Source organism: Sulfoacidibacillus ferrooxidans, assembly GCF_022606465.1.
Lineage (GTDB): Bacteria > Bacillota > Bacilli > Alicyclobacillales > SLC66 > Sulfoacidibacillus > Sulfoacidibacillus ferrooxidans.
In genome coordinates this window covers 41,178-61,607 of the sequence record NZ_JALBUF010000002.1, presented here as the reverse complement: position 1 = coordinate 61,607, position 20,430 = coordinate 41,178, and the positions used below count along the sequence as shown (strand labels likewise).

Sequence of the window (20,430 nt, the reverse complement as noted above, 5' to 3'; positions counted from 1 at the left end):
CTTTTTATACCTTACATTGCTCTCTCATCCGCTCTAAATCCCGTTCCAAGATAGGAGACAAATACTTCCCAGTATACGAACCTGGTGTGGCACAGATTTGTTCGGGCGACCCTTGCGCTACCAGTTGTCCCCCTTGATCGCCACCTTCAGGCCCTAAATCAATAACATAATCTGCAGTTTTAATTACATCAAGATTATGTTCAATAACAACCACACTATCACCTGCGTCCACAAGACGCTGCAAGACAATGAGTAGGCGTTCAATATCTGCCACATGCAATCCAGTTGTGGGTTCATCTAAGATATACATTGTTTTACCTGTGCTGCGACGATACAACTCCGAAGCAAGCTTCACTCTCTGCGCCTCACCGCCAGATAATGTAGTTGCCGCCTGTCCTAAGCGCATATATCCAAGTCCAACATCAACTAACGTCGTTAGCTTTCGTGTAATGCGCGGTACATTTTCAAAAAATGTAGACGCAGTTTCAATCGTCATATCAAGCACGTCCGCAATTGACTTGCCTTTATAATGGACTTCTAGCGTCTCGCGGTTATAACGTCTACCTTTACACACTTCACAAGGAACGTATACATCCGGAAGAAAATGCATTTCAATTTTTATAATGCCGTCGCCGCGGCACGCCTCGCATCGACCACCGCGTATATTGAAACTAAACCGGCCCTTTTTATAACCCCTAATTTTTGCTTCTGAAGTGGTCGCATACACATCGCGGATATCATCAAAAACACCAGTATACGTTGCAGGATTCGACCGCGGCGTACGCCCAATCGGAGATTGGTCGATATTGATTACCTTTTCAAGGTATTCAAGTCCACTTACCGACTTAAATTTACCAGGGCGAGTCATCGCTTTATTGAGCTGAGATGCAAGTATTTTATAGATAATTTCATTGACTAGCGTACTCTTACCTGACCCTGAAACCCCAGTCACACAGGTGAAAAGACCAATCGGAATGTTTACGTCGAAGCCTTTTAAGTTATTTTCGTGCACTCCTTTAACCACGAGATAACGTTCATCTGGTGTCCGCCGCTCCAAGGGAACAGGAATAAATTTCCTTCCACTTAAATACTGCCCTGTGAGCGACTTTGGATCTGCCATGATCTCTTCTACAGTTCCCTGCGCCATGACTTGTCCCCCATGAACGCCTGCCCCAGGACCGATATCAATAATCTGATCAGCCGCAAACATCGTATCTTCATCGTGTTCTACAATGATAAGCGTATTGCCAAGATCGCGCATATGAGTCAATGTACGAAGCAACCGCTCATTGTCTCTCTGGTGTAATCCGATACTAGGCTCATCTAAAATATACAAAACTCCAACTAAACTACTCCCAATTTGCGTAGCTAGCCTGATCCGTTGCGCTTCTCCTCCTGACAACGTGCCTGCAGCTCGACTCAAGCTAAGATAAGTCAGCCCTACATCGCGCAAAAAGCCAAGACGAGCAGCAATTTCCTTTAGCACTAAGTGCGCAATCTGCTGTTCCTTCTCAGACAGCGTAAGCGCATCGAAAAAACGAATCGCATCCCCGATGGATAGACTAGTTACATCTGCAATATTACTACCCTCAATGCGCACAGCTAAGCTATCTTTTCGCAGACGTTGCCCCCGACAGGTTGGACATGGGCGGCTAGCCATAAATCCCTCAATAAATTCACGAATCGATTCGGACGCAGTTTCCCGATAGCGACGTTCAAGGTTAGGAATAATCCCTTCAAATAAAACTTCTATTTGTTTTCTTTGTCCAAAATCATTGTCATAGACAAACACAATCTTTTCAGTAGGTATACCATACAATAATGTCTGAATCTGTTCTCCAGACAATTGTTCAACTGGGACATCTGTGGGGATAGAAAAGTGTTTACAGGCGGCTTTTAACAGGTGTGGATAATAGGTTGACGTAGAACCAATCCAAGGAACTACCGCTCCTGCATCAATCGATTTTGTAGGATCAGGAATCACAAGTACTGTATCCACTTCTAATTTAACGCCAAGACCACTACACGCTTCACAGGCCCCAAATGGGCTATTGAAAGAGAACATACGAGGGCTGATCTCACCCACGCTATAACCGCAAACAGGGCAAGCAAGATTTTGACTAAAGAGTAATTCCTCTTTTTGCATGACATCTACAACAACAGTTCCATCCGTTAAACTGAGACCTGTCTCCAATGAATCTGCAACGCGCGCCTGTGCTTCAGGCTTGACGACGATTCGGTCTACCACAACGGCAACACTGTGTTTTTTGTTTTTTTCAAGCACAATCTTTTCACTCAAATCACGCAATTCCCCATCTACGCGCACCCGCACATATCCACTCTTGCGCAAGTCTTCAAATACTTTAGCATGTTCGCCCTTTTTGCCATTAATAATGGGAGCTAAAATTTGTATTCGTGTACCTTCTTCTAAATTCATCACACGATCAACCATTTGATCCACTGTCTGTGAAGAAATCGGTATACCGCACTTTGGACAATGCGGTCTACCAACACGCGCAAAAAGCAAGCGTAGATAATCATAAATTTCAGTCACCGTACCAACCGTTGAACGAGGATTGCGGCTGGTCGTTTTTTGGTCGATCGATATCGCTGGAGATAGTCCCTCAATCGCATCTACATCGGGCTTCTCCATCTGCCCTAAAAATTGTCGGGCATAAGATGAAAGCGACTCTACATATCGGCGCTGCCCCTCCGCATACAATGTATCAAATGCCAGAGATGACTTCCCCGATCCACTTAACCCCGTAAGAACCACAAGACGATCACGTGGAATCACGAGATCGATATTTTTTAAATTGTGAGCGCGAGCCCCCTTAATCACGATGTTCTCATGGGCCATAACCATTCTCCTCTATCACCACTGTTTATTGAATGCATTATTTTTAGCCGTCTATATTACGAACCTGATAGTTCTACTATCAGATCGCGCAACTCTGCCGCCCGCTCAAACTGCAGCGCTTTTGCGGCGTCTTTCATTTCTTTTTCTAAGCGCCCTACGAGCTCTTTACGTTCCGCTTTAGTCATACTCTTCACTTTGCGTTCTAGGTCATCGCTATCGGTTAAAGACTTAGTAGCCTCAATCACGTCTCGAATCGATTTTTTAATCGTTTGCGGAGTTATGCCATGCAACGTATTATAAGCTATCTGAATTTCACGTCGGCGATTGGTTTCAGAAATGGCAACATCCATGGACCTTGTCACGCGATCAGCATACATGATCACTTCTCCAGATGCATTACGTGCAGCCCTTCCGATTGTTTGAATTAAGGAGCGCTCTGCTCGCAAGAAACCTTCTTTATCCGCATCTAATATGGCTACAAGAGAAACTTCAGGCAAATCCAGACCTTCTCGCAACAAGTTGATGCCAATCAATACATCAAATACCCCAAGACGAAGCTCACGTAGGATCGACATCCGTTCCAACGTTTTAATGTCGCTATGTAAATATCTAACTTTAATTCCAACCTCTTTTAAATAATCCGTTAAATCCTCAGACATTTTCTTGGTGAGCGTCGTGACAAGCACTCTTTCATCACGATTCGTGCGCTTGCGAATTTCGCCAATAAGATCGTCAATTTGTCCTTTAATCGGACGCACGTGAATCACAGGATCGAGCAATCCTGTGGGTCGTATAATTTGTTCAACAATATTTGCGCTCACATTGCTCTCGTAGTCACCTGGAGTAGCAGACACAAACACGGTTTGATATGTGTACCTGCTAAGCTCCTCAAAGCGCAATGGGCGATTATCTGCAGCAGATGGCAACCTAAACCCATGTTCAATGAGTGTCATTTTACGCGTGTGATCTCCACCGTACATACCGTGTAACTGCGGAATGGTGACATGCGACTCATCAATCACCAATAAGAAATTCTTAGGGAAATAATCGAATAATGTGTAGGGTGGTTCTCCTGCCACACGTCCATCTAAATGTCGCGAGTAATTTTCAATCCCTGAACAAAATCCAACTTCCATCATCATCTCAAGATCATAATTGGTTCGTTGTTCTAAGCGTTGTGCTTCAAGTAGCTTTCCAGCATGACGCAATTCTTCTAGACGTTCTACGGCTTCCGCGCGAATGCTTGTAACCGCCCTCTCAATAGTCTCTTTTGATGAGACAAAGTGAGAAGCAGGAAAAATGGCAATATGATCTCGACGTCCGATCAACTCACCTGTAAGTACGTCAATTTCAGTAATTCGATCAATATCATCCCCAAAAAACTCGACTCGTAAGGCATGATCTCCCTGCGAAGCCGGAACAATCTCTACCACATCGCCTCGTACGCGAAATGTTCCACGAGTAAAGTTCATATCGTTTCGTTCATATTGCATATCAACCAATCTATGCAAGATTTCATTGCGCGGTCGTTGCATGCCTACACGTAAAGACAATACGTTTTCCCGATAACGAAATGGACTCCCTAAACCAAAAATACTCGACACACTAGCTACGACAAGCACGTCATTTCGCTCAAAAAGTGAACTAGTCGCAGAGTGTCGCAGTTTGTCGATCTCATCGTTAATTTTTGCATCTTTTTCAATGAATGTATCCGATTGTGGAATGTAAGCTTCTGGTTGATAATAATCATAATAACTAACAAAGTACTCCACCGCGTTTTGCGGAAAAAATTCTTTAAACTCAGCTGTGAGCTGTGCGGCTAATGTTTTATTGTGTGCGATAACTAGTGTTGGTCGATTTATCTTTTCAACAACATTGGCAATGGTAAACGTCTTTCCGGATCCAGTCACACCAAGTAGCGTTTGAAAAGCATGATCTTCATTCAAGCCCGTGACCAATTCATCAATCGCAGTCGGTTGATCACCAGTCGGCGTATAGTCTGACACCAAGTGAAACGACCCAGGTAACGCATCGGCCATCATGTCAACCCTCCTTCTGCACTCCTTTCTCTATTATATACGATCATACGTTCGATATAAACTCCACATATAACGATAGCTTTTTATGCATCAAGAGCTCCGACCTTACCATCCGCCCCACTAGTCTGTACAGACCGCTCACGTGCCGATGGCGGTAAGAATACCTGCAATTTTTGACGCAATGTATTGGGGTTTTCGCCCGCTTGAATAGACAAAATGCCTTCTACAATTAACTCTCTACCAGTCACTTCTAACTTTGATCTCATTTTAAGTTTGCTGGCAATAGGAAGCCAAAGTAAGTTAGCCGTACCCACACCGTACAGCGTCGCAATAAAAGCTGTAGCAATTAGCGGACCAAGACGAGAGACATCCGATAAATCACTTAACACATGAATAAGACCCATAACGGTTCCGAGTATTCCCATGGTTGGTGAAAACCCGCCTGCTGACTCAAAGATGCCTGCACCTATCTCATGCCGACCCTCCATGGCTGTTAACTCTGTTTCGAGTATGGTTCGCACCAATTCAGGATCTACACCATCAACAACCAACTGTATACCGCTGCGGAGAAATTCATCCGACAACCCCGTCAACTTATCTTCTAAGGATAAAATTCCTTCACGACGAGCAGTCGTCGCAAGTTCCACCAAGCGATCAATCGTATCAAGTGGATCCGTCGATCGATTCGTAAAGGCAATTTTAAATAATTTAGGTATTGATTTTAATTGCGCTCCAGGATACGACACAATAAGAGCGCCAATCGTACCACCAAACACGATCAATCCAGCCGACAAGCCAAATAGTGCGAGCGGAGATCCACCCTCCATAACAAACGCCACAAGAAGAGAGATCAAACTCAACAGCAACCCAACTAATGTTGTAATATCCACTTTCCCATAACCCCTTATCTACGACACCTATCGTTTTGATTCCTATATTTTATCTATGAATCGATCACAGTTGATTTTTTGTCGACCACATGTTGTTGACTTTGCCGACTCTGCCGTTTGCGCCGCCTTTGTCCGTGCGTTCCACCTATCGTTTTTCTGCGCCGCCACCACTCAAACAGCCAGCGTGCAGCGGAAAACGGATAAATCTCTGCATACTCACGCGCATGCTCATCAGGCACCATAATCACGCCGAGTTGATGTGGATCATCTTCAAAAATTGGCGTTCCCAAAAACCTTGTTTCACCGCGCAGATCCACTGCCTCGATTTTTGCATAAGCAGGATTTTGATCGATAGCAAAGTGAATATCATACGCACTATTGACATTCATCGAACCTACTTTCACCATCGTATCTCCAGGTTGAAGGCCCACCGCACGAGCTGGACTGCGCAAAATCGTGGCCAGTACGCGTACACCACGAGCTGGCCTTACAAACAAGGGCGCCGCGTTCATCTCTTTGTGTTGCACCCATTTATACAATAATTCATGTAATACTAACGTAAAAACGGCAACGAGAATCGTCCATACCATATGGCCTCTGGCCAACAAACCAGCAACCGTCACAAGTACTCCATACAAAACAAGCGGACTAGCGGCCAATCGCGCCGCATGCTTTGGAATAAATCCAACAGTTAGCGTACTAAACCCAATCACTACAGGAAAAGGAACCACACCGACAGCCGTACCTAATACCATGGGCATCGCCCAGAACTTTTGCAGTGAAAAGGCCCCAATCACTTGACCGCGTCGACTCTCTACAAACAATGGAGATGCGCCGCGCCATCCTCCCATAAAAATGAGAATTCCCTCCATGACATGTAAAACGCCAACCATCATGATCAGCGAAGCAAAGTGTGTAGGCGCATCAGCTACTTTGCGCAACCACAGAACTTGTAGAACACCAGAGGTAGAAGCAAGCCATTGTAAAATGACTGCAGCTACAATGAATAAGGGTCCAGCGTAAGCAATACAAGTCAGTCGTACGTCGATCAACATCAAAACGACGATGATCATCCATATCGACACAATCTCAACAAGACCTACTTGTACATGCAATAACCAAAAGACGATACTTGCAAGAATCCCACCGACCACTCCATACAAAACAGAAATCATCCACTCTAAGTCCGCAAAGTTGACCTTTACTCCAAAAGATGTCCGTTCCATAATCTCTCCACGACGATACTGCACCCACACAAAACCAACCATCAACAAATAAATCCACGGTTCTATCAATAGTCGCATATAGCCATCACTCAGTTGCTGCCACATCGCCACGACCATCGTCCCTTTCCTCATCAACAAAAACAAAGATAACCCATGGATATCCACAGGTTATCTATTCGACACATATTGCACAGCTTCCTGCTATTACTTCATGAGTTTCTGCTCTAAATATCCAATCGCTGCAGTCAGTTGGGGGTCGTCCCGCTGTTTTAACCTGAGTATCGCGACATTTACTGCATACGCTGTAGCATCGTTCAATTCCCCATTTACTGGGAGTTTTTGTTGGCGTTGAAAAACAGCTACAGCATTTTTGGTTTCCTGACTATAATACCCATCGGTTCGTCCCGGATTAAAGCCCAGTGCAAGCAACATCCGCTGTAACACTGCCACTTCAACGTTGTTCGCATTGAGTGTATAGGGTGTAGCCATCGTCATAGCAAGCGGCGGCAACCGAAAATACGATGGTGTAGGTACAGCTACAGTCGGCGCAATACCGTGTTTATGAATCCATTGCCCATCTGGAGTTAACCACTTGGCTACTGTTAGCTTTATACTTGAACCATCTTTAAATTCTCGCGTTTCTTGCACAGTTCCTTTACCGTATGTACGCTCTCCAATCAAGGGGACATTGCCCGATTCTTCTAATGCCGCAGCCAAAATCTCGGCCGCACTGGCGCTATCCCCGTTGATGAGACATACCATTGGCACATGCACGCTGCCACCTGTCGATCTGATCACTTCACGTTTCCCAGCCCGATCTTGAAGTTGAACAATGACCTTCGACTTTGGAAGCAGGTCGTCAGAAATCTGTGCCACACTTTGCAATAGTCCACCCGGATCATCGCGCACATCGATGATCAGTGCACGAGCTCCACTTTTCGTAAGAATGTCTAAATCTCGCGCAAATGCTGATGCTGTATCTTCACTAAATTGGGTAATGCGTAGATAGCCAATCTGATCAGGCAGCATCCGCGCATAAACAGTCGCTTGATCTAGTCGCGCACGCATGACCTTCATCGTTAGCTCCTGATCGCCACGTCTAATCTCTAAAGTGACATACGTTCCGCGCTGTCCGCGAATCTTCTCAACAGCTTGTTCCAGTGATAGTCCTGTAGTTGACGTACCACCAATCTTCAAAAGCATGTCTCCAGGCGCCAACCCAGCCTTTTGCGCTGGGGAACCAGGCATCACAGTCGAGATGACCATATTGCCAGATTGCAAGGACAATACAGCACCAATGCCTTGAAAGTGCGACGTCACTAACTCACGAAAACGCGCTGTCATCCCTGGATTCATATAGACAGAAAAAGGATCTCCTACCGACTGAACCATCCCGCCTATCGCGCCCTCTAAAAGCTGTGGCGTGGACACCTTTTGAACATAACTTTGAGAGAGTAATTCATAGGCTGACACAAACTTTTGGTACGATGCATCCCCTGATAATGGAGAGAAATCTGCACCAACCCACTTTAAACCAATGACTGTAACCGCAGCCGTCAAAGCCACAGTTCCAATCAGCCTACTCCACTTACCTACTCGCTTGCTAACCATATGTACCACCTGACTTTCGCCCGCAAATCGCATTGCTTGTACTTTCGTACAATCTCCTATACTCTATGCGGACGAGTCTGTCAGTAACACACCTGATTACACGCGCAAAAATTTGCGCATCGAAACAAGCGAACCCCATACCCCTATAAAGAGTCCACAACCAAGAAGTACAAGTACCACCCGATCCATCACATAGGGCGTTGGGAGTAGCGTAAAGGGAGGAAAAAGCTCGATGGCGTGGCGAATCCAACGATATCCTTCATACAATAAAACACTAGGAATAAGCGCTCCAAAGATCCCCATGAGTGTTCCCTCAACAAAAAATGGCCCGCGGATAAATCCATCTGTCGCACCGACAAGTTTCATAATTTCAATCTCGCGTTTCCTCGTAAAGATCGTAATCTTAACTGTATTAGAGATCAAAAACATACCCATAATGATCAATCCAACGATAAAAATAACTGCAGTATCGCGTACGATCGTCATAATGGAAAGGAGTTTTGGAACGACACTCGCACCATACTGGACCTTTTCAATCCCCTTGATATGGTCTACTTGGTTTGCTATTTCTGCAATTTGATGTGGGTTATTGACTTGAAGAACAAACTCGTTTGGCAATGGATTGCCAAGACCATTAATTAAGTCCGCATTTGACTGCAAAATTTGTTTCATTCTTTTTAACGCAGCTTCTTTAGATACGAATGTAACCGATCGCACACCTGCAATCGCGTGCAACTTGTGGTCAAGCACCGGCAGTTCCTTAACGCTAACACTATCTGAAACATACGCATTAAATTGTAACTGATTTTCGATATTGAGAGACATCGCTTGGATATTTACACTAAGGACAAGAGACGCCCCTAAAATAAGCAAGGTGACTGCCACAGCACTCACTGCTGCAAACGTCATCCATCCATTGCGAAATAAATTTTTGAAACCTTCTCTGCCATGTCGCCCAATTGTTCTAATCTTCATATCCATAATCCCCGCGCTCTTCGTCTCGATTGATGCGTCCATCCTCTATAGCGATCACTCGTTTTTTACTCGCATTCACCAATTCTCGGTTGTGCGTAGCCATGACAATCGTGGTACCACGATCATTGACACGTTCCAGTAACTTTAAAATAGCCCAGGAGTTTTCTGGATCCAGATTCCCTGTGGGTTCATCTGCAACGACAACCTTTGGTTTATTGACAAGCGCCCGCGCAATCGCCACCCGTTGTTGTTCTCCACCAGATAACTCAAGCGGAAGCATGTTCCTTTTATCTTCTAGACCTACGAGTTCTAATACCTCATTGACACGCTTATAGATCATCTTGCGTGAGACTTCAATGACTTCTAATGCAAAAGCGACGTTCTCAGCTACCGTTAATTGTTGCAGTAGCTTGTAATCTTGGAACACGACCCCGACATGTCTTCGCATCATAGGAATTTGCCGTTCACGTAGCCGTTCAATGTTAAAACCACCAACAAAAATATGTCCCTTAGTAGGCCGTTCCTGTCGGTACATCAACTTAATAAACGTAGATTTGCCTGCGCCACTTGGCCCTACGACATAGACAAACGTCCCTTGCGGAATACGCACAGAAACACCCGATAAAGCTGTAACACCATTACCATATTCCTTCCAAACATCTTGCATCTCAATCATACCGATCCCCCATGCGGAGTTGACCTCGTAATCACAACTTATAACCATGATTCATGGCTATGTGTCATTCTTCGACACTATATTCGACAACCAAATCGAAACTCCTGCATGTGGATGTAATTTCCATGCACACTAGCCACTTTGAGAACTGACGCCAATCTTCGTGATGCATCGTAGAAAACACACGTAGTGGCATCAACAGGAGCATATATCACAAAGGACCCATCAAAAGAGCAAGCTCTGTTGATGGGTCCTGATTCGTTGATTGACATATCCATGTGTTCGAGCCTTTACTCACGCGAAAGATAGTGTTCACGAAACAGCCGTAGCTGTTCACGCACAGCTGCGGGCGCCGTGCCACCTCGCACATGACGTGCAGCCACAAGTGCAGCTGGCGTAAGTGAAGCAATCGTTTGAACATCTAACAACTCAGTAAACTGCTTTAACTCAGATGCGCTTATCTCTGTGAGAGGTTTTTTGTGTTCAATACAATAGCGCACCATGCTCCCAACAACCTCATGCGCTTCGCGAAATGGCATACCAGCTCGCACTAAAGCATCTGCCACATCAGTCGCTGCGCTATAATCTTCACGTAAAGCAAGTGAGACAGCCTCTTCGCGTACAGTGAGAGTTGCAATCATGCCTGTAAAAATGCGCACCGCATTTTTCACAGTATCGATCGCATCAAATAATCCTTCTTTATCTTCTTGCATATCTTTATTGTACGTCAGTGGCAGACCCTTGCATGTCGTAAGAAGTCCTAGCAAATGACCGTACACACGCCCTGTTTTTCCTCGCACTAACTCAGCCATATCAGGATTTTTCTTTTGTGGCATCATCGACGAGCCCGTCGTATACGCGTCGTCCAATTCAATAAAGCCAAATTCTGTACTACTCCACAAAATCAGTTCTTCTGCCAATCGCGAAAGATGCATCATCAGAAGCGATAGGGCGGACAACGCCTCAATCACATAGTCTCGATCACTCACAGCATCCATGCTATTTTCATATAGTGCAGTAAACCCTAGTTCCTTTGCTACCCATTCGCGATCTAACGGAAATGATGTCCCAGCAAGCGCCCCTGCGCCAAGTGGCATCAGGTCAGCACGTTGATGCACTCCATCTAACCGCTCGCGATCCCGCGCAAACATCCATGCATACGCAAGGAGATGATGAGCAAATAAGACCGGTTGCGCTCGTTGCATATGCGTATAACCCGGAATCAGCACTTCAAAGTAGTGCTCTGCGCAGTCGCATAGCGCCGTTTGCAACTCCATCACAAGCGTGTCTACGGTCGCTACTTCATCGAGAGTAAACAGATGCAAGTCAAGTGCCACTTGATCATTGCGACTCCTCCCCGTATGAAGTTTGCCTCCTACAGGTCCAATACGTTCAATCAGCTTTTGTTCGATATTCATGTGCACATCTTCTAGCGCTTGCTCCCACACAAAGTCGCCCGCTTCGATTTCACTGCGAATCGCTTCTAGACCCTCAACGATCGTGGCTGACTCTTGCAAAGTGACGACCCCTTGCTTCGCAAGCATGGTGATATGCGCGATACTTCCTGCAATATCATACGGTGCAAGCCGCTGATCAAATGCGACAGAAGCTCCAAACGCCTCCACAAGCTCATCTGGTTGCTTAGTGAATCGTCCACCCCACATGGCATTAGACTGTTTTTTCATTGACTAACTACCCCTTTACTTATCCGTATCCGTTTGTACGGTTGCCTGTAATCGCGTAGGTAGTCCCCACAGTGAAATAAATCCAATCGCCGCCTTATGATCGAACGTATCGCCACCCGCGTAAGTCGCTAATTCTTTGTTATAGAGTGAATAGGGCGAACTAGAAGCAGCAGCATAAGTGTTTCCCTTAAATAACTTCATCCGCACTGTGCCAGTCACATGAGCTTGCGTTTGAATAATAAATGCATCAAGTGCTGACTTTAATGGTGAAAACCATAATCCATTATATACAAGTTCCGCATACTTTTGTTCAATCTGTGGTTTAAATTGTGCAACCTCACGGGTCAACGTCAAATATTCTAAAGCCTGGTGTGCCTTAATCAGCGTAATGGCAGCTGGTGCCTCGTACACTTCACGCGATTTAATCCCAACTAATCGATTCTCCACATGATCAATACGACCTACTCCATGCGCCCCTGCTATCTGATTGAGTCGCTCAATCAACGTCACAAGCGGCATGGACTCTCCATCTAACTTGACGGGTCGCCCGGCAACAAATTCGATCTCAACATACTCCGGCTGATTGGGTGCATCCAGTGGATTAACTGTCCAGTCAAACGCTTCTTCAGGCGCTTCTGCAAAAGGATCTTCCAACACGCCTGCCTCGCAACTTCTACCCCATAAGTTAGCATCAATACTAAACGGGCTATCGAGAGTGATTGGGATCGGAATCCCGTGTTCTTTTGCATAAGCGATCTCTTCATCGCGCGACCATGCCCACTCGCGCACAGGTGCCTCAACCGTAAGCATTGGATCGAGTGCCGCTACAGACACGTCAAAGCGCACCTGATCGTTACCTTTGCCCGTACAACCATGTGCAACAGCCCCTGCTCCTACCTTGGTTGCCACCTCTGTGAGTAACTTAGAAATCAGCGGTCGTGAAAGCGCCGCCGACAACGGATATACTCCTTCATACAAGGCATTCGCATATAAACTTGGCAAAATAAATTCTTCCGCAAATTGCTCCCGTGCATCTATCATATAAGACTCGACCGCACCAATGGAGAGTGCCTTATCTTTGACAAAAGCCAGATCTTTTCCTTCACCCACATCAGCCGATAACGCAATCACGTCATATCCTGATTTTTCACTCAACCATTTAATCGCGACTGACGTATCGAGTCCACCTGAATAAGCTAATACTAATTTTTGTTTCCCCATGTTCTCCACCCCTTATTGATGATCACCCATCAGCGCTACAAGCAACGCTTTTTGTGCATGCAACCGATTTTCCGCTTGGTCAAATACCACGGACTGCGCACCTTCTAATACTTCTTCCGAAACCTCTTCACCGCGATGTGCAGGTAAACAGTGCATAAAGATAGCATCAGACTGTGCGCGTTTGAGCATTTTTGCATTGACCTCAAACCCTTTAAAATCAACGATCCGTTTATCCGACTCTTCTTCTTGCCCCATACTCGCCCAGACATCTGTATATACAATATCAGCACCTTCAACAGCTGTACTAGGATCTTCTGTCAAGATGACTTGTGAATGTAAAGCCATCGCTCTGCGCCGCGCTTGATCTACAATATCTACCCGTGGCTCATACCCTTTAGGAACTGCAATACGAATATCCATACCTACGATCGAAGCTGCCTGCAACAGTGAGTGAGCCATATTGTTGCCATCCCCAACATAACCCAATGTCAGTCCGCGCAATCGCCCTTTATGCTCAAGAATCGTCATAAAGTCTGCCAATACTTGCACAGGATGATGATCATCTGTCAGTCCATTGATCACAGGCACCGTGGCATAACGCGCCAATTGCTCCACGCGTGCGTGCGCATGTGTACGCACCATAAGCCCATGCACATAGCGCGACAATACACGAGCTGTATCAGCAAGTGACTCGCCACGGCCTACTTGTGTTGCTTGATCAGAGAGAAAGAGCGCATGACCACCTAATTCGTACATTCCTACTTCAAACGACACACGCGTGCGCGTTGACGCCTTATCAAATAACATGCCAAGCGTCTTCCCCTGCAAATAGGGAGTCGCCTCATGTCTCGCACGTTGTTGCTTCAGCTCATTGGCAAGCGCCAGCACTGTGTGCATTTCATGTGCAGTCCACCCACCAAAATCAAGAAAATGAGTGCCCTTCAAACCACTTTCACGAGCAGCTACCATCCCCATGTTCAAGTCCCCCTTATCCTAATGCTTTGTTGACTATCGCAACCGCACTCTCTATTTCTTTCCCAGTTACAATCAGGGGTGGCAACAACCGCACGGTATCGGCACCAGCTGTCAACAACAGCAAGCCAAGATCCCGCGCACGATCCACCACTTCACTTGCTCGCGCCGTTTTTAATTGGATGCCCCACATCAGTCCAAGCCCGCGTACATCGACGATATCACTGCGCAGAGCAGCTAATTTCACAAGTTCACCGTATAACTGTTGCTCTCGACGGCGCACTTGATCAAAAAAACCTGGTGCCGTCACGATGTCAATGAGAGCAAGCGCAGCTCGTGCAGCTACAGGATTGCCACCAAATGTAGAGCCATGAGTGCCTGGCGTAAACGCCTTTGCAACATCCTCCGTGGCAAGCGTCGCCCCCATCGGCAAGCCACCTGCAAGCGACTTTGCCATAGTCACAATATCCGGTTTCACAGACATCCGCTGCCATGCAAGCCACGCACCTGTACGCCCGGCACCCGTTTGCACTTCATCAAAGATCAGCAAAAATCCCATCTCTGTGCAATACTCTCGTAACTCGTGTAAAAACTCGCTGGAAAACGGTCGAACGCCGCCTTCTCCTTGAATGGGTTCGATCATGATTGCCGCTGTTTTCTCTGTCACTGCAGCCTTTACTGACTTCATCGTCGCTTCTTCTATATAGCGAAACCCACCAGGTAGTGGTCCAATTCCCTCTTGATATTTTGGTTGTGCAGTCGCAGTGACCGTTGCGATCGTGCGCCCGTGAAATGAATGTGCAAACGTTAAAATATCACCTTTATGCGCTCCAAACTTATGTTTCGCATAACGTCTGGCAAGTTTAATCGCGGCCTCATTGGCCTCAGCACCAGAATTCGAAAAAAACACCCGATCCATACCGCTGATACTCGTCAACCGCTCCGCCAATTCCGCCTGTGGAGCAGTTAAATAGATATTGGAGATGTGCCACAATTGGTTCAATTGGTCAGTTGCGGCTGCAACGAGTGCTGGATGACAATGTCCAAGTCCACACACAGCAATCCCACTTGTAAAATCCAGATATGCTCGCTCTTCTCCGTCAAAAACATAGACCCCTTCACCGCGCACAATTTCAAGCGGCTGTCGAGCATACGTGCTCATCACATGCTCACGATCCATCTCTCGTATCTGTGTATAATTGGATGGTGGCGTATAAGAAGCCATCTTTTGTAATTCAGGCATGATCCGTTCCTCCTCTCACCATTTCACTTGGCATAATGCGCGTGCCAACAGCACGATCTTCTAAAACACGTTGTAGCGTGTCAGCTTTTTGACCATCTAACACGTACGCCGCCTTTGCACCTTGCGCAATCGCACCGACTGCTGCTTGCAACTTCGGAATCATACCGCCTACTGCACGCCCATCATGCACCATAGCGAGTGCTTCATCCGCCGTAAGGCGATCCAGCGTATGCGCAGATTGTGCGTGTTCGCGCACACCGGATACATCTGTGGCTAATATAAAAGCATTTGCACGCAGCGCCCCTGCAAGACTTGCCGCCACAAAATCAGCGTTAATGTTATACAACTGACCTGCCGCATCTAGCCCAAGTGGAGCGAGAACTGGAACAATCTTTGCAGCGAGTAGCACTTCTAATAGCGATGTGTTCACCGTTTCTACTTGCCCAACATACCCAAGCAATCCCTCTTCATACAACGTAGCTGCGATGATTGGCCCGTCTTCTCCGCTTATGCTAATAGCCTCTATGCCAAACTGTTGTAGTTGTCTCACTATGCGTTTGCCTACACGACCTGCGAGCACCATCTCTACTACTTGAAGTGAAAATTCATCAGTCACGCGCTGTCCTTGCACAAATTCCGTTTCGTGACCCAGACGTGCTAACCAGTGTGTCACTTCGGGGCCGCCACCATGAACGATCACAAAGCGCACACCACGCTGTGCGTAATACGCTACTTCTTCTAAAAGCAACGTCGAATCTTCCTTCATGCTACCCCCATACTTCAACACAATGGTTTGCACAAGTTCACCCCTCAACACCATGCAGTCTGCTCTAGGCCAGTCGTTTCTTTAATGCCAAGCATCAGATTCGCATTTTGTAACGCCTGACCTGCAGCGCCTTTCACGAGATTATCAATTGTAGCTACAATCATGACGGTTTGTGTTCGATCATCTACATGAATGCCAATGTGACATTCATTCGTGCCTACTACATGCCTGATCTCTGGCATGTAGCCAGGTTGCAAAACCTTTATAAAAGGTTCCGTTTCATATCTCTTTTTGTACATATGCGTTACTTCTTCTGTTGTCATCGTGCCTGTCAATTGTGCGTATGCCGTCAGGTATATTCCTCGTTTAATGGGCAACAACTGCGTCGTGAGTAGCACTCTCACAGAACTGTGATCATGTGTTGCCAAGGCGTTTTCTAGATTAGTCGAGCCCCGCACCATCGCATCTTGTAAAATTCGTTCAATCTCAGGCGTATGTTGATGTTGCCCTACTTTATAAGCACGAAAACTACCATCAACTTCCACGAAATGAGAATCGAGCTTGGGGCTTCTTCCTGCTCCAGATACTCCTGACTTCGCATCGATGATCATTCGCGAAGGATCGATCACTTGCTGCTCCATAAGCGGAATGCATGCGAGCTCAGCTGCAGTTGCATAGCACCCGGGGTTTGCGATCAATTCGGCGTTACGGATGTGATCGCGATACAATTCAGGTAATCCGTATACTCCAGGTACATAGTGTGCTCTTTCAGGTGCTTGATACCACAACTCATAAGTGTCATAAGGAAGTCTATAATCGCCGCTAAAATCAATTACGCGAATCCCACGATCGAGCAATCGATCTACATATTTTGGAGCTTCACCATGCGGCATGGCTAACAAGGCCACATCCACCATAGGAAAGTCATCAAGTGTTGCCATCTTCGTAAACTGTACTTGGCCAATCGAAGATCCCCTAAATTGCGGTAAAACCTGCTCGATCGCTTGTGCTGCGTATCGATCCGACCCAACAATTAGTTGTTCTACGTCAGTACGGCCTTGTAAAATTCGCAACGTTTCAATGCCCCCGTAACCGGTAGCGCCCAGTAGCGCCATTCGCATACTGTCACCCCTCTCCTGAATCATTATACATCTATGTGCATAAAGTTTCAATAAAACTTATAAAAATAAACCGGAAGAAATTCCTCCAGTTTAATTCCAACTGTCCTATCATGTTTGTGGATATCTACCTCATAGCCAATGTATCGACTACTCGTTGATCAACCAAACTTAATCGCAAAATATACGCCTACCATGAGCAACACAGTAGTCAATAAATATCCAATCAACTGCGTCTGTGGTTTGCGTTTCTCCGATACAAGCACATGGGCGAGCCCTACCACAATAATCATCATGATGGGATGTAACAAAAACCACCCCCAAATGGGATGTTCGATAAACACGATTAACCCAATGACTATCTGTAGATCAAGCAATCCAATTAAAATGCGTCCAAAACCGGGACGTTTCCATCCATTGCCAAACCGAAGAGCATTCCACAGTAACAAAAGTGCAGAAATAATAATAATCGCTAATCCCAATATCACATGTATGCTAAACAAAAAGCTAACACCTTCCTATCCTTTACATATATCTTTACAATACATATCAGCTTGTCTTTAGTCAACTCGTTACAGAATGTAGCTAGTATCCATTAGACAACAAAGGACCGTATCTACCTGATGACATCAGAGCTAGATACGGTCCTTTGTAAGAATTTCCTACTGTCCAGATCGACTTTGCATCGTCTCTTCCTCTTGCATTTCTTTTATACTTTCTCCGCGCGACTGACTCTTTGAAGCTAAGGGCGAAAGTCGCGTTGCACTTTTTTCATCTGCTTTGGAACTCGTTTTATTGTCCACGCCACATCCTCCTCGCGTCATTGCTTTCGATCAGCTACGATCGCGAATAGTATGCTCTTTCTAGCATTCCGTTAACCTGGTATGTGACGTTCTACTCAGACCATTTCATCCCATATCTCTGTTGCCGTTGTCCCACAACAATACCAATAATAATCAGTAAGACACCTAACCATGCGATCACATCGACCTGTTCATGTAAGATCAGCGCAGAGAGTATGACCGCTACAGGCAACTCTGAACTAGATAAGATCGCTGCAGCAGATCCTCCCACGCGTGGTATACCAATCGCAAATAGCGAGGTCGGAATCGCCTGACTCAGTAAACCGATGAGCATTCCATAGACCCACATCCCCTGCCGTGCAGCTACAAACACCTCTACACTTGGCACATAGATACATGAAACGGCAATGGAAGATACTGTCGTAATCATTGCAGCACGCAAAAATGGCGATATTTGCGCCTTCAAGCTCCCATTAATATATAAAAACAGCGCATACGAAACGCCTGACAATACACCCTCGACCATGCCTACTATGGAGAGATGCTGTGTAGCCTGCGTATGAATATTGGCAAGCACAGTCCCTAAAACAATAAGCACGATTCCATACCACTGCCAATGTGTTGGGATTTTACGACGCACGAGATAATCAATCACAAAGGTGATCCAAGAGAATTGAAATAATAGAATGATAGCGAGCCAAGCAGGCAAAACGGTCAGTGCACGGTAATAAAAGATTGCAGTTCCAGTTCCAAGTAACCCAAGTGCAATCATGCGCCATATGTCCATGGGAGAAATCCCGCGAAAACTCAGCTTACCTTTAGCAGCAATTAAACTGATCACCCACAAAATAATCATCGCATAATAAAATTGTCCTGCAGTCACGTCACTAGCAGAAAAACCATGATGATACGCGATCTTCACAACAGGTGAAACGCATCCATAGCTAGCGCCACCTATCAACACAGCCAAAGCAAACAGACGGTTAGAAGTATGTCCTTGGTTCATCATCCACAAAAACTCCACATATCATGTCAGGCCTTGATGCACTCACTACTCTCGCAACCCTATATCATCGCGATAATGTTTGCCCATAAAAGAGATAGTTGCAATACGTTCATAAGCGCGATGACGCGCCAACGCAAGCGATTCTCCTCTTGCAACAACGCATAGTACGCGACCACCATGCGTGACAAGATCTGAAGAACGCTCACTGAAACGAGTGCCTGCGTGTAAAGTATACACAAATTCACTATCTTGGCTAGCGTCAATTCCTGTAATAACATCCCCTTTGCGTGGCGATTCCGGATAACCAGCAGACGTTAATACTACACAAATCGCAGAATCTGCAGCAAAATGGATAGGTGTTTGATTCATTCGATCATCACTAACTGCCTCAAAAATAGAAAGTAACTCCGTCTCTAACAACTCTAATGCGACTTGCGTCTCTGGATCGCCAAAGCGCACATTAAATTCAATGAGATTCGGTTCTCCGTCAACCATCATCAGTCCTGCGAACAGCACTCCACGAAATATGATGCCTTCTTTGCGGCACTGCATCAATACGCGATCAAATACCTGTGCACGAATTTTCTGTAGGGCATCTTCCCCCACAAAGTCGACAGGACCATACGTTCCCATACCACCCGTATTTGGACCCCTATCTTCCGCATACAGTTGTTTATGATCTTCAATCAACGGCATCAAAGCATATCCAGAATCATCGACAAATGCCATCACAGATACCTCGCGTCCCACGAGAAATTGCTCAATAACCACAGTATCTCCCGCACCTTCAAACGCGTGTTCTTCCATCAGCGTCAAAATGACCTTCTGTGCCTCGTCGCTTGTGTTTGCAATAACAACACCTTTTCCTGCTGCAAGTCCATCCGCTTTTACAACAATCGGACCAGTAAGGCTCTCCACATAGTTGCACGCTGCGCCTGGATCAGAAAAAGTCTTAAAATGAGGAGAAGGTATACCTGCCCGCTCTGCGAGTTCACGCGCAAACGCTTTGCTTGATTCTAACTTAGCCGCTTCTTTCGTTGGGCCAAATACGCGCAGACCAGCCGCCAAAAATCGATCCACGATCCCGAGCGCAAGTGGTGCCTCGGGTCCCACAACCGTTAAGTCGATCTTCTGTTCGATAGCAAATGCAAGTAAACGTTCGATATCTGTCACTTCAATTTGCACACACGTAGCATACATCCCTATCCCTGGATTCCCTGGTGCCGCATACACAAACACCTCGCGCGCACTCGAATCTTTTCTTGCATCTAAGACAAGTTTGCGAACGATCGCATGCTCGCGTGCACCACTGCCAATCACGAGAACCTTCACATGCTCA

Annotated in this window: 17 protein-coding genes; all 17 read right to left on the bottom strand. The window is 46.1% G+C overall.

Features of this window, described 5'->3' with window-relative positions:
- Window positions 1–4 precede the first annotated feature (4 nt).
- The 17 genes from uvrA to purD all read right to left on the bottom strand — a co-directional run bounded on the left by uvrA (window position 5) and on the right by purD (window position 20,423).
- Window positions 5–2,860 carry an excinuclease ABC subunit UvrA gene (gene uvrA / locus MM817_RS04945; protein WP_241712340.1) on the bottom strand — a complete coding sequence of 952 codons (2,856 nt, stop codon included), beginning with the start codon at window positions 2,858–2,860 and terminating at the stop codon, window positions 5–7.
- 56 nt (window positions 2,861–2,916) lie between these two features.
- On the bottom strand, window positions 2,917–4,902 hold the full coding sequence (gene uvrB, locus MM817_RS04940) for an excinuclease ABC subunit UvrB (RefSeq protein WP_419723370.1): 1,986 nt from the start codon (window positions 4,900–4,902) through the stop codon (window positions 2,917–2,919).
- 80 nt (window positions 4,903–4,982) lie between these two features.
- A complete protein-coding gene (locus MM817_RS04935) occupies window positions 4,983–5,789 on the bottom strand; it encodes a flagellar motor protein (RefSeq protein ID WP_241712339.1) in 807 nt (268 codons plus the stop codon).
- Between the two features lie 53 nt (window positions 5,790–5,842).
- Complete coding sequence (locus tag MM817_RS04930) at window positions 5,843–7,132, bottom strand: hypothetical protein (protein WP_241712338.1); 1,290 nt, start codon at window positions 7,130–7,132, stop codon at window positions 5,843–5,845.
- Between the two features lie 87 nt (window positions 7,133–7,219).
- A complete protein-coding gene (locus MM817_RS04925) occupies window positions 7,220–8,626 on the bottom strand; it encodes a S41 family peptidase (protein WP_241712337.1) in 1,407 nt (468 codons plus the stop codon).
- A 96-nt stretch (window positions 8,627–8,722) separates the two neighbouring features.
- A complete protein-coding gene (ftsX, locus tag MM817_RS04920) occupies window positions 8,723–9,601 on the bottom strand; it encodes a permease-like cell division protein FtsX (RefSeq protein ID WP_241712336.1) in 879 nt (292 codons plus the stop codon).
- Window positions 9,591–10,277, bottom strand: a complete 687-nt coding sequence (gene ftsE, locus MM817_RS04915; RefSeq protein ID WP_241712335.1) for a cell division ATP-binding protein FtsE — start codon at window positions 10,275–10,277, stop codon at window positions 9,591–9,593. The genes ftsX and ftsE overlap by 11 nt, the downstream gene beginning before the upstream one ends.
- Before the next feature lie 290 nt (window positions 10,278–10,567).
- Entirely contained in the window at window positions 10,568–11,962 is a 1,395-nt protein-coding gene (gene argH, locus MM817_RS04910; RefSeq protein WP_241712334.1) for an argininosuccinate lyase, read from the bottom strand.
- 15 nt (window positions 11,963–11,977) lie between these two features.
- Window positions 11,978–13,183: an argininosuccinate synthase gene (locus tag MM817_RS04905; protein WP_241712333.1), complete on the bottom strand. Its 1,206-nt coding sequence runs from the start codon at window positions 13,181–13,183 to the stop codon at window positions 11,978–11,980.
- Between the two features lie 12 nt (window positions 13,184–13,195).
- Window positions 13,196–14,158, bottom strand: coding sequence for an ornithine carbamoyltransferase (gene argF, locus MM817_RS04900; protein WP_336605149.1), 963 nt, complete (start codon window positions 14,156–14,158; stop codon window positions 13,196–13,198).
- A 13-nt stretch (window positions 14,159–14,171) separates the two neighbouring features.
- On the bottom strand, window positions 14,172–15,398 hold the full coding sequence (locus MM817_RS04895) for an aspartate aminotransferase family protein (RefSeq protein WP_241712332.1): 1,227 nt from the start codon (window positions 15,396–15,398) through the stop codon (window positions 14,172–14,174).
- Complete coding sequence (argB, locus tag MM817_RS04890; protein ID WP_241712331.1) at window positions 15,391–16,197, bottom strand: acetylglutamate kinase; 807 nt, start codon at window positions 16,195–16,197, stop codon at window positions 15,391–15,393. The genes MM817_RS04895 and argB overlap by 8 nt, the downstream gene beginning before the upstream one ends.
- 11 nt (window positions 16,198–16,208) lie before the next feature.
- Complete coding sequence (gene argC, locus MM817_RS04885; RefSeq protein WP_241712330.1) at window positions 16,209–17,285, bottom strand: N-acetyl-gamma-glutamyl-phosphate reductase; 1,077 nt, start codon at window positions 17,283–17,285, stop codon at window positions 16,209–16,211.
- 158 nt (window positions 17,286–17,443) lie between these two features.
- Window positions 17,444–17,785 carry a hypothetical protein gene (locus tag MM817_RS04880; protein ID WP_241712329.1) on the bottom strand — a complete coding sequence of 114 codons (342 nt, stop codon included), beginning with the start codon at window positions 17,783–17,785 and terminating at the stop codon, window positions 17,444–17,446.
- 159 nt (window positions 17,786–17,944) lie between these two features.
- Window positions 17,945–18,085, bottom strand: coding sequence for a hypothetical protein (locus tag MM817_RS04875; protein WP_241712328.1), 141 nt, complete (start codon window positions 18,083–18,085; stop codon window positions 17,945–17,947).
- Window positions 18,086–18,176: 91 nt separating this feature from the next.
- Complete coding sequence (locus MM817_RS04870) at window positions 18,177–19,094, bottom strand: EamA family transporter (RefSeq protein ID WP_241712327.1); 918 nt, start codon at window positions 19,092–19,094, stop codon at window positions 18,177–18,179.
- 42 nt (window positions 19,095–19,136) lie between these two features.
- Complete coding sequence (gene purD, locus MM817_RS04865; RefSeq protein WP_241712326.1) at window positions 19,137–20,423, bottom strand: phosphoribosylamine--glycine ligase; 1,287 nt, start codon at window positions 20,421–20,423, stop codon at window positions 19,137–19,139.
- Window positions 20,424–20,430 lie beyond the last annotated feature (7 nt).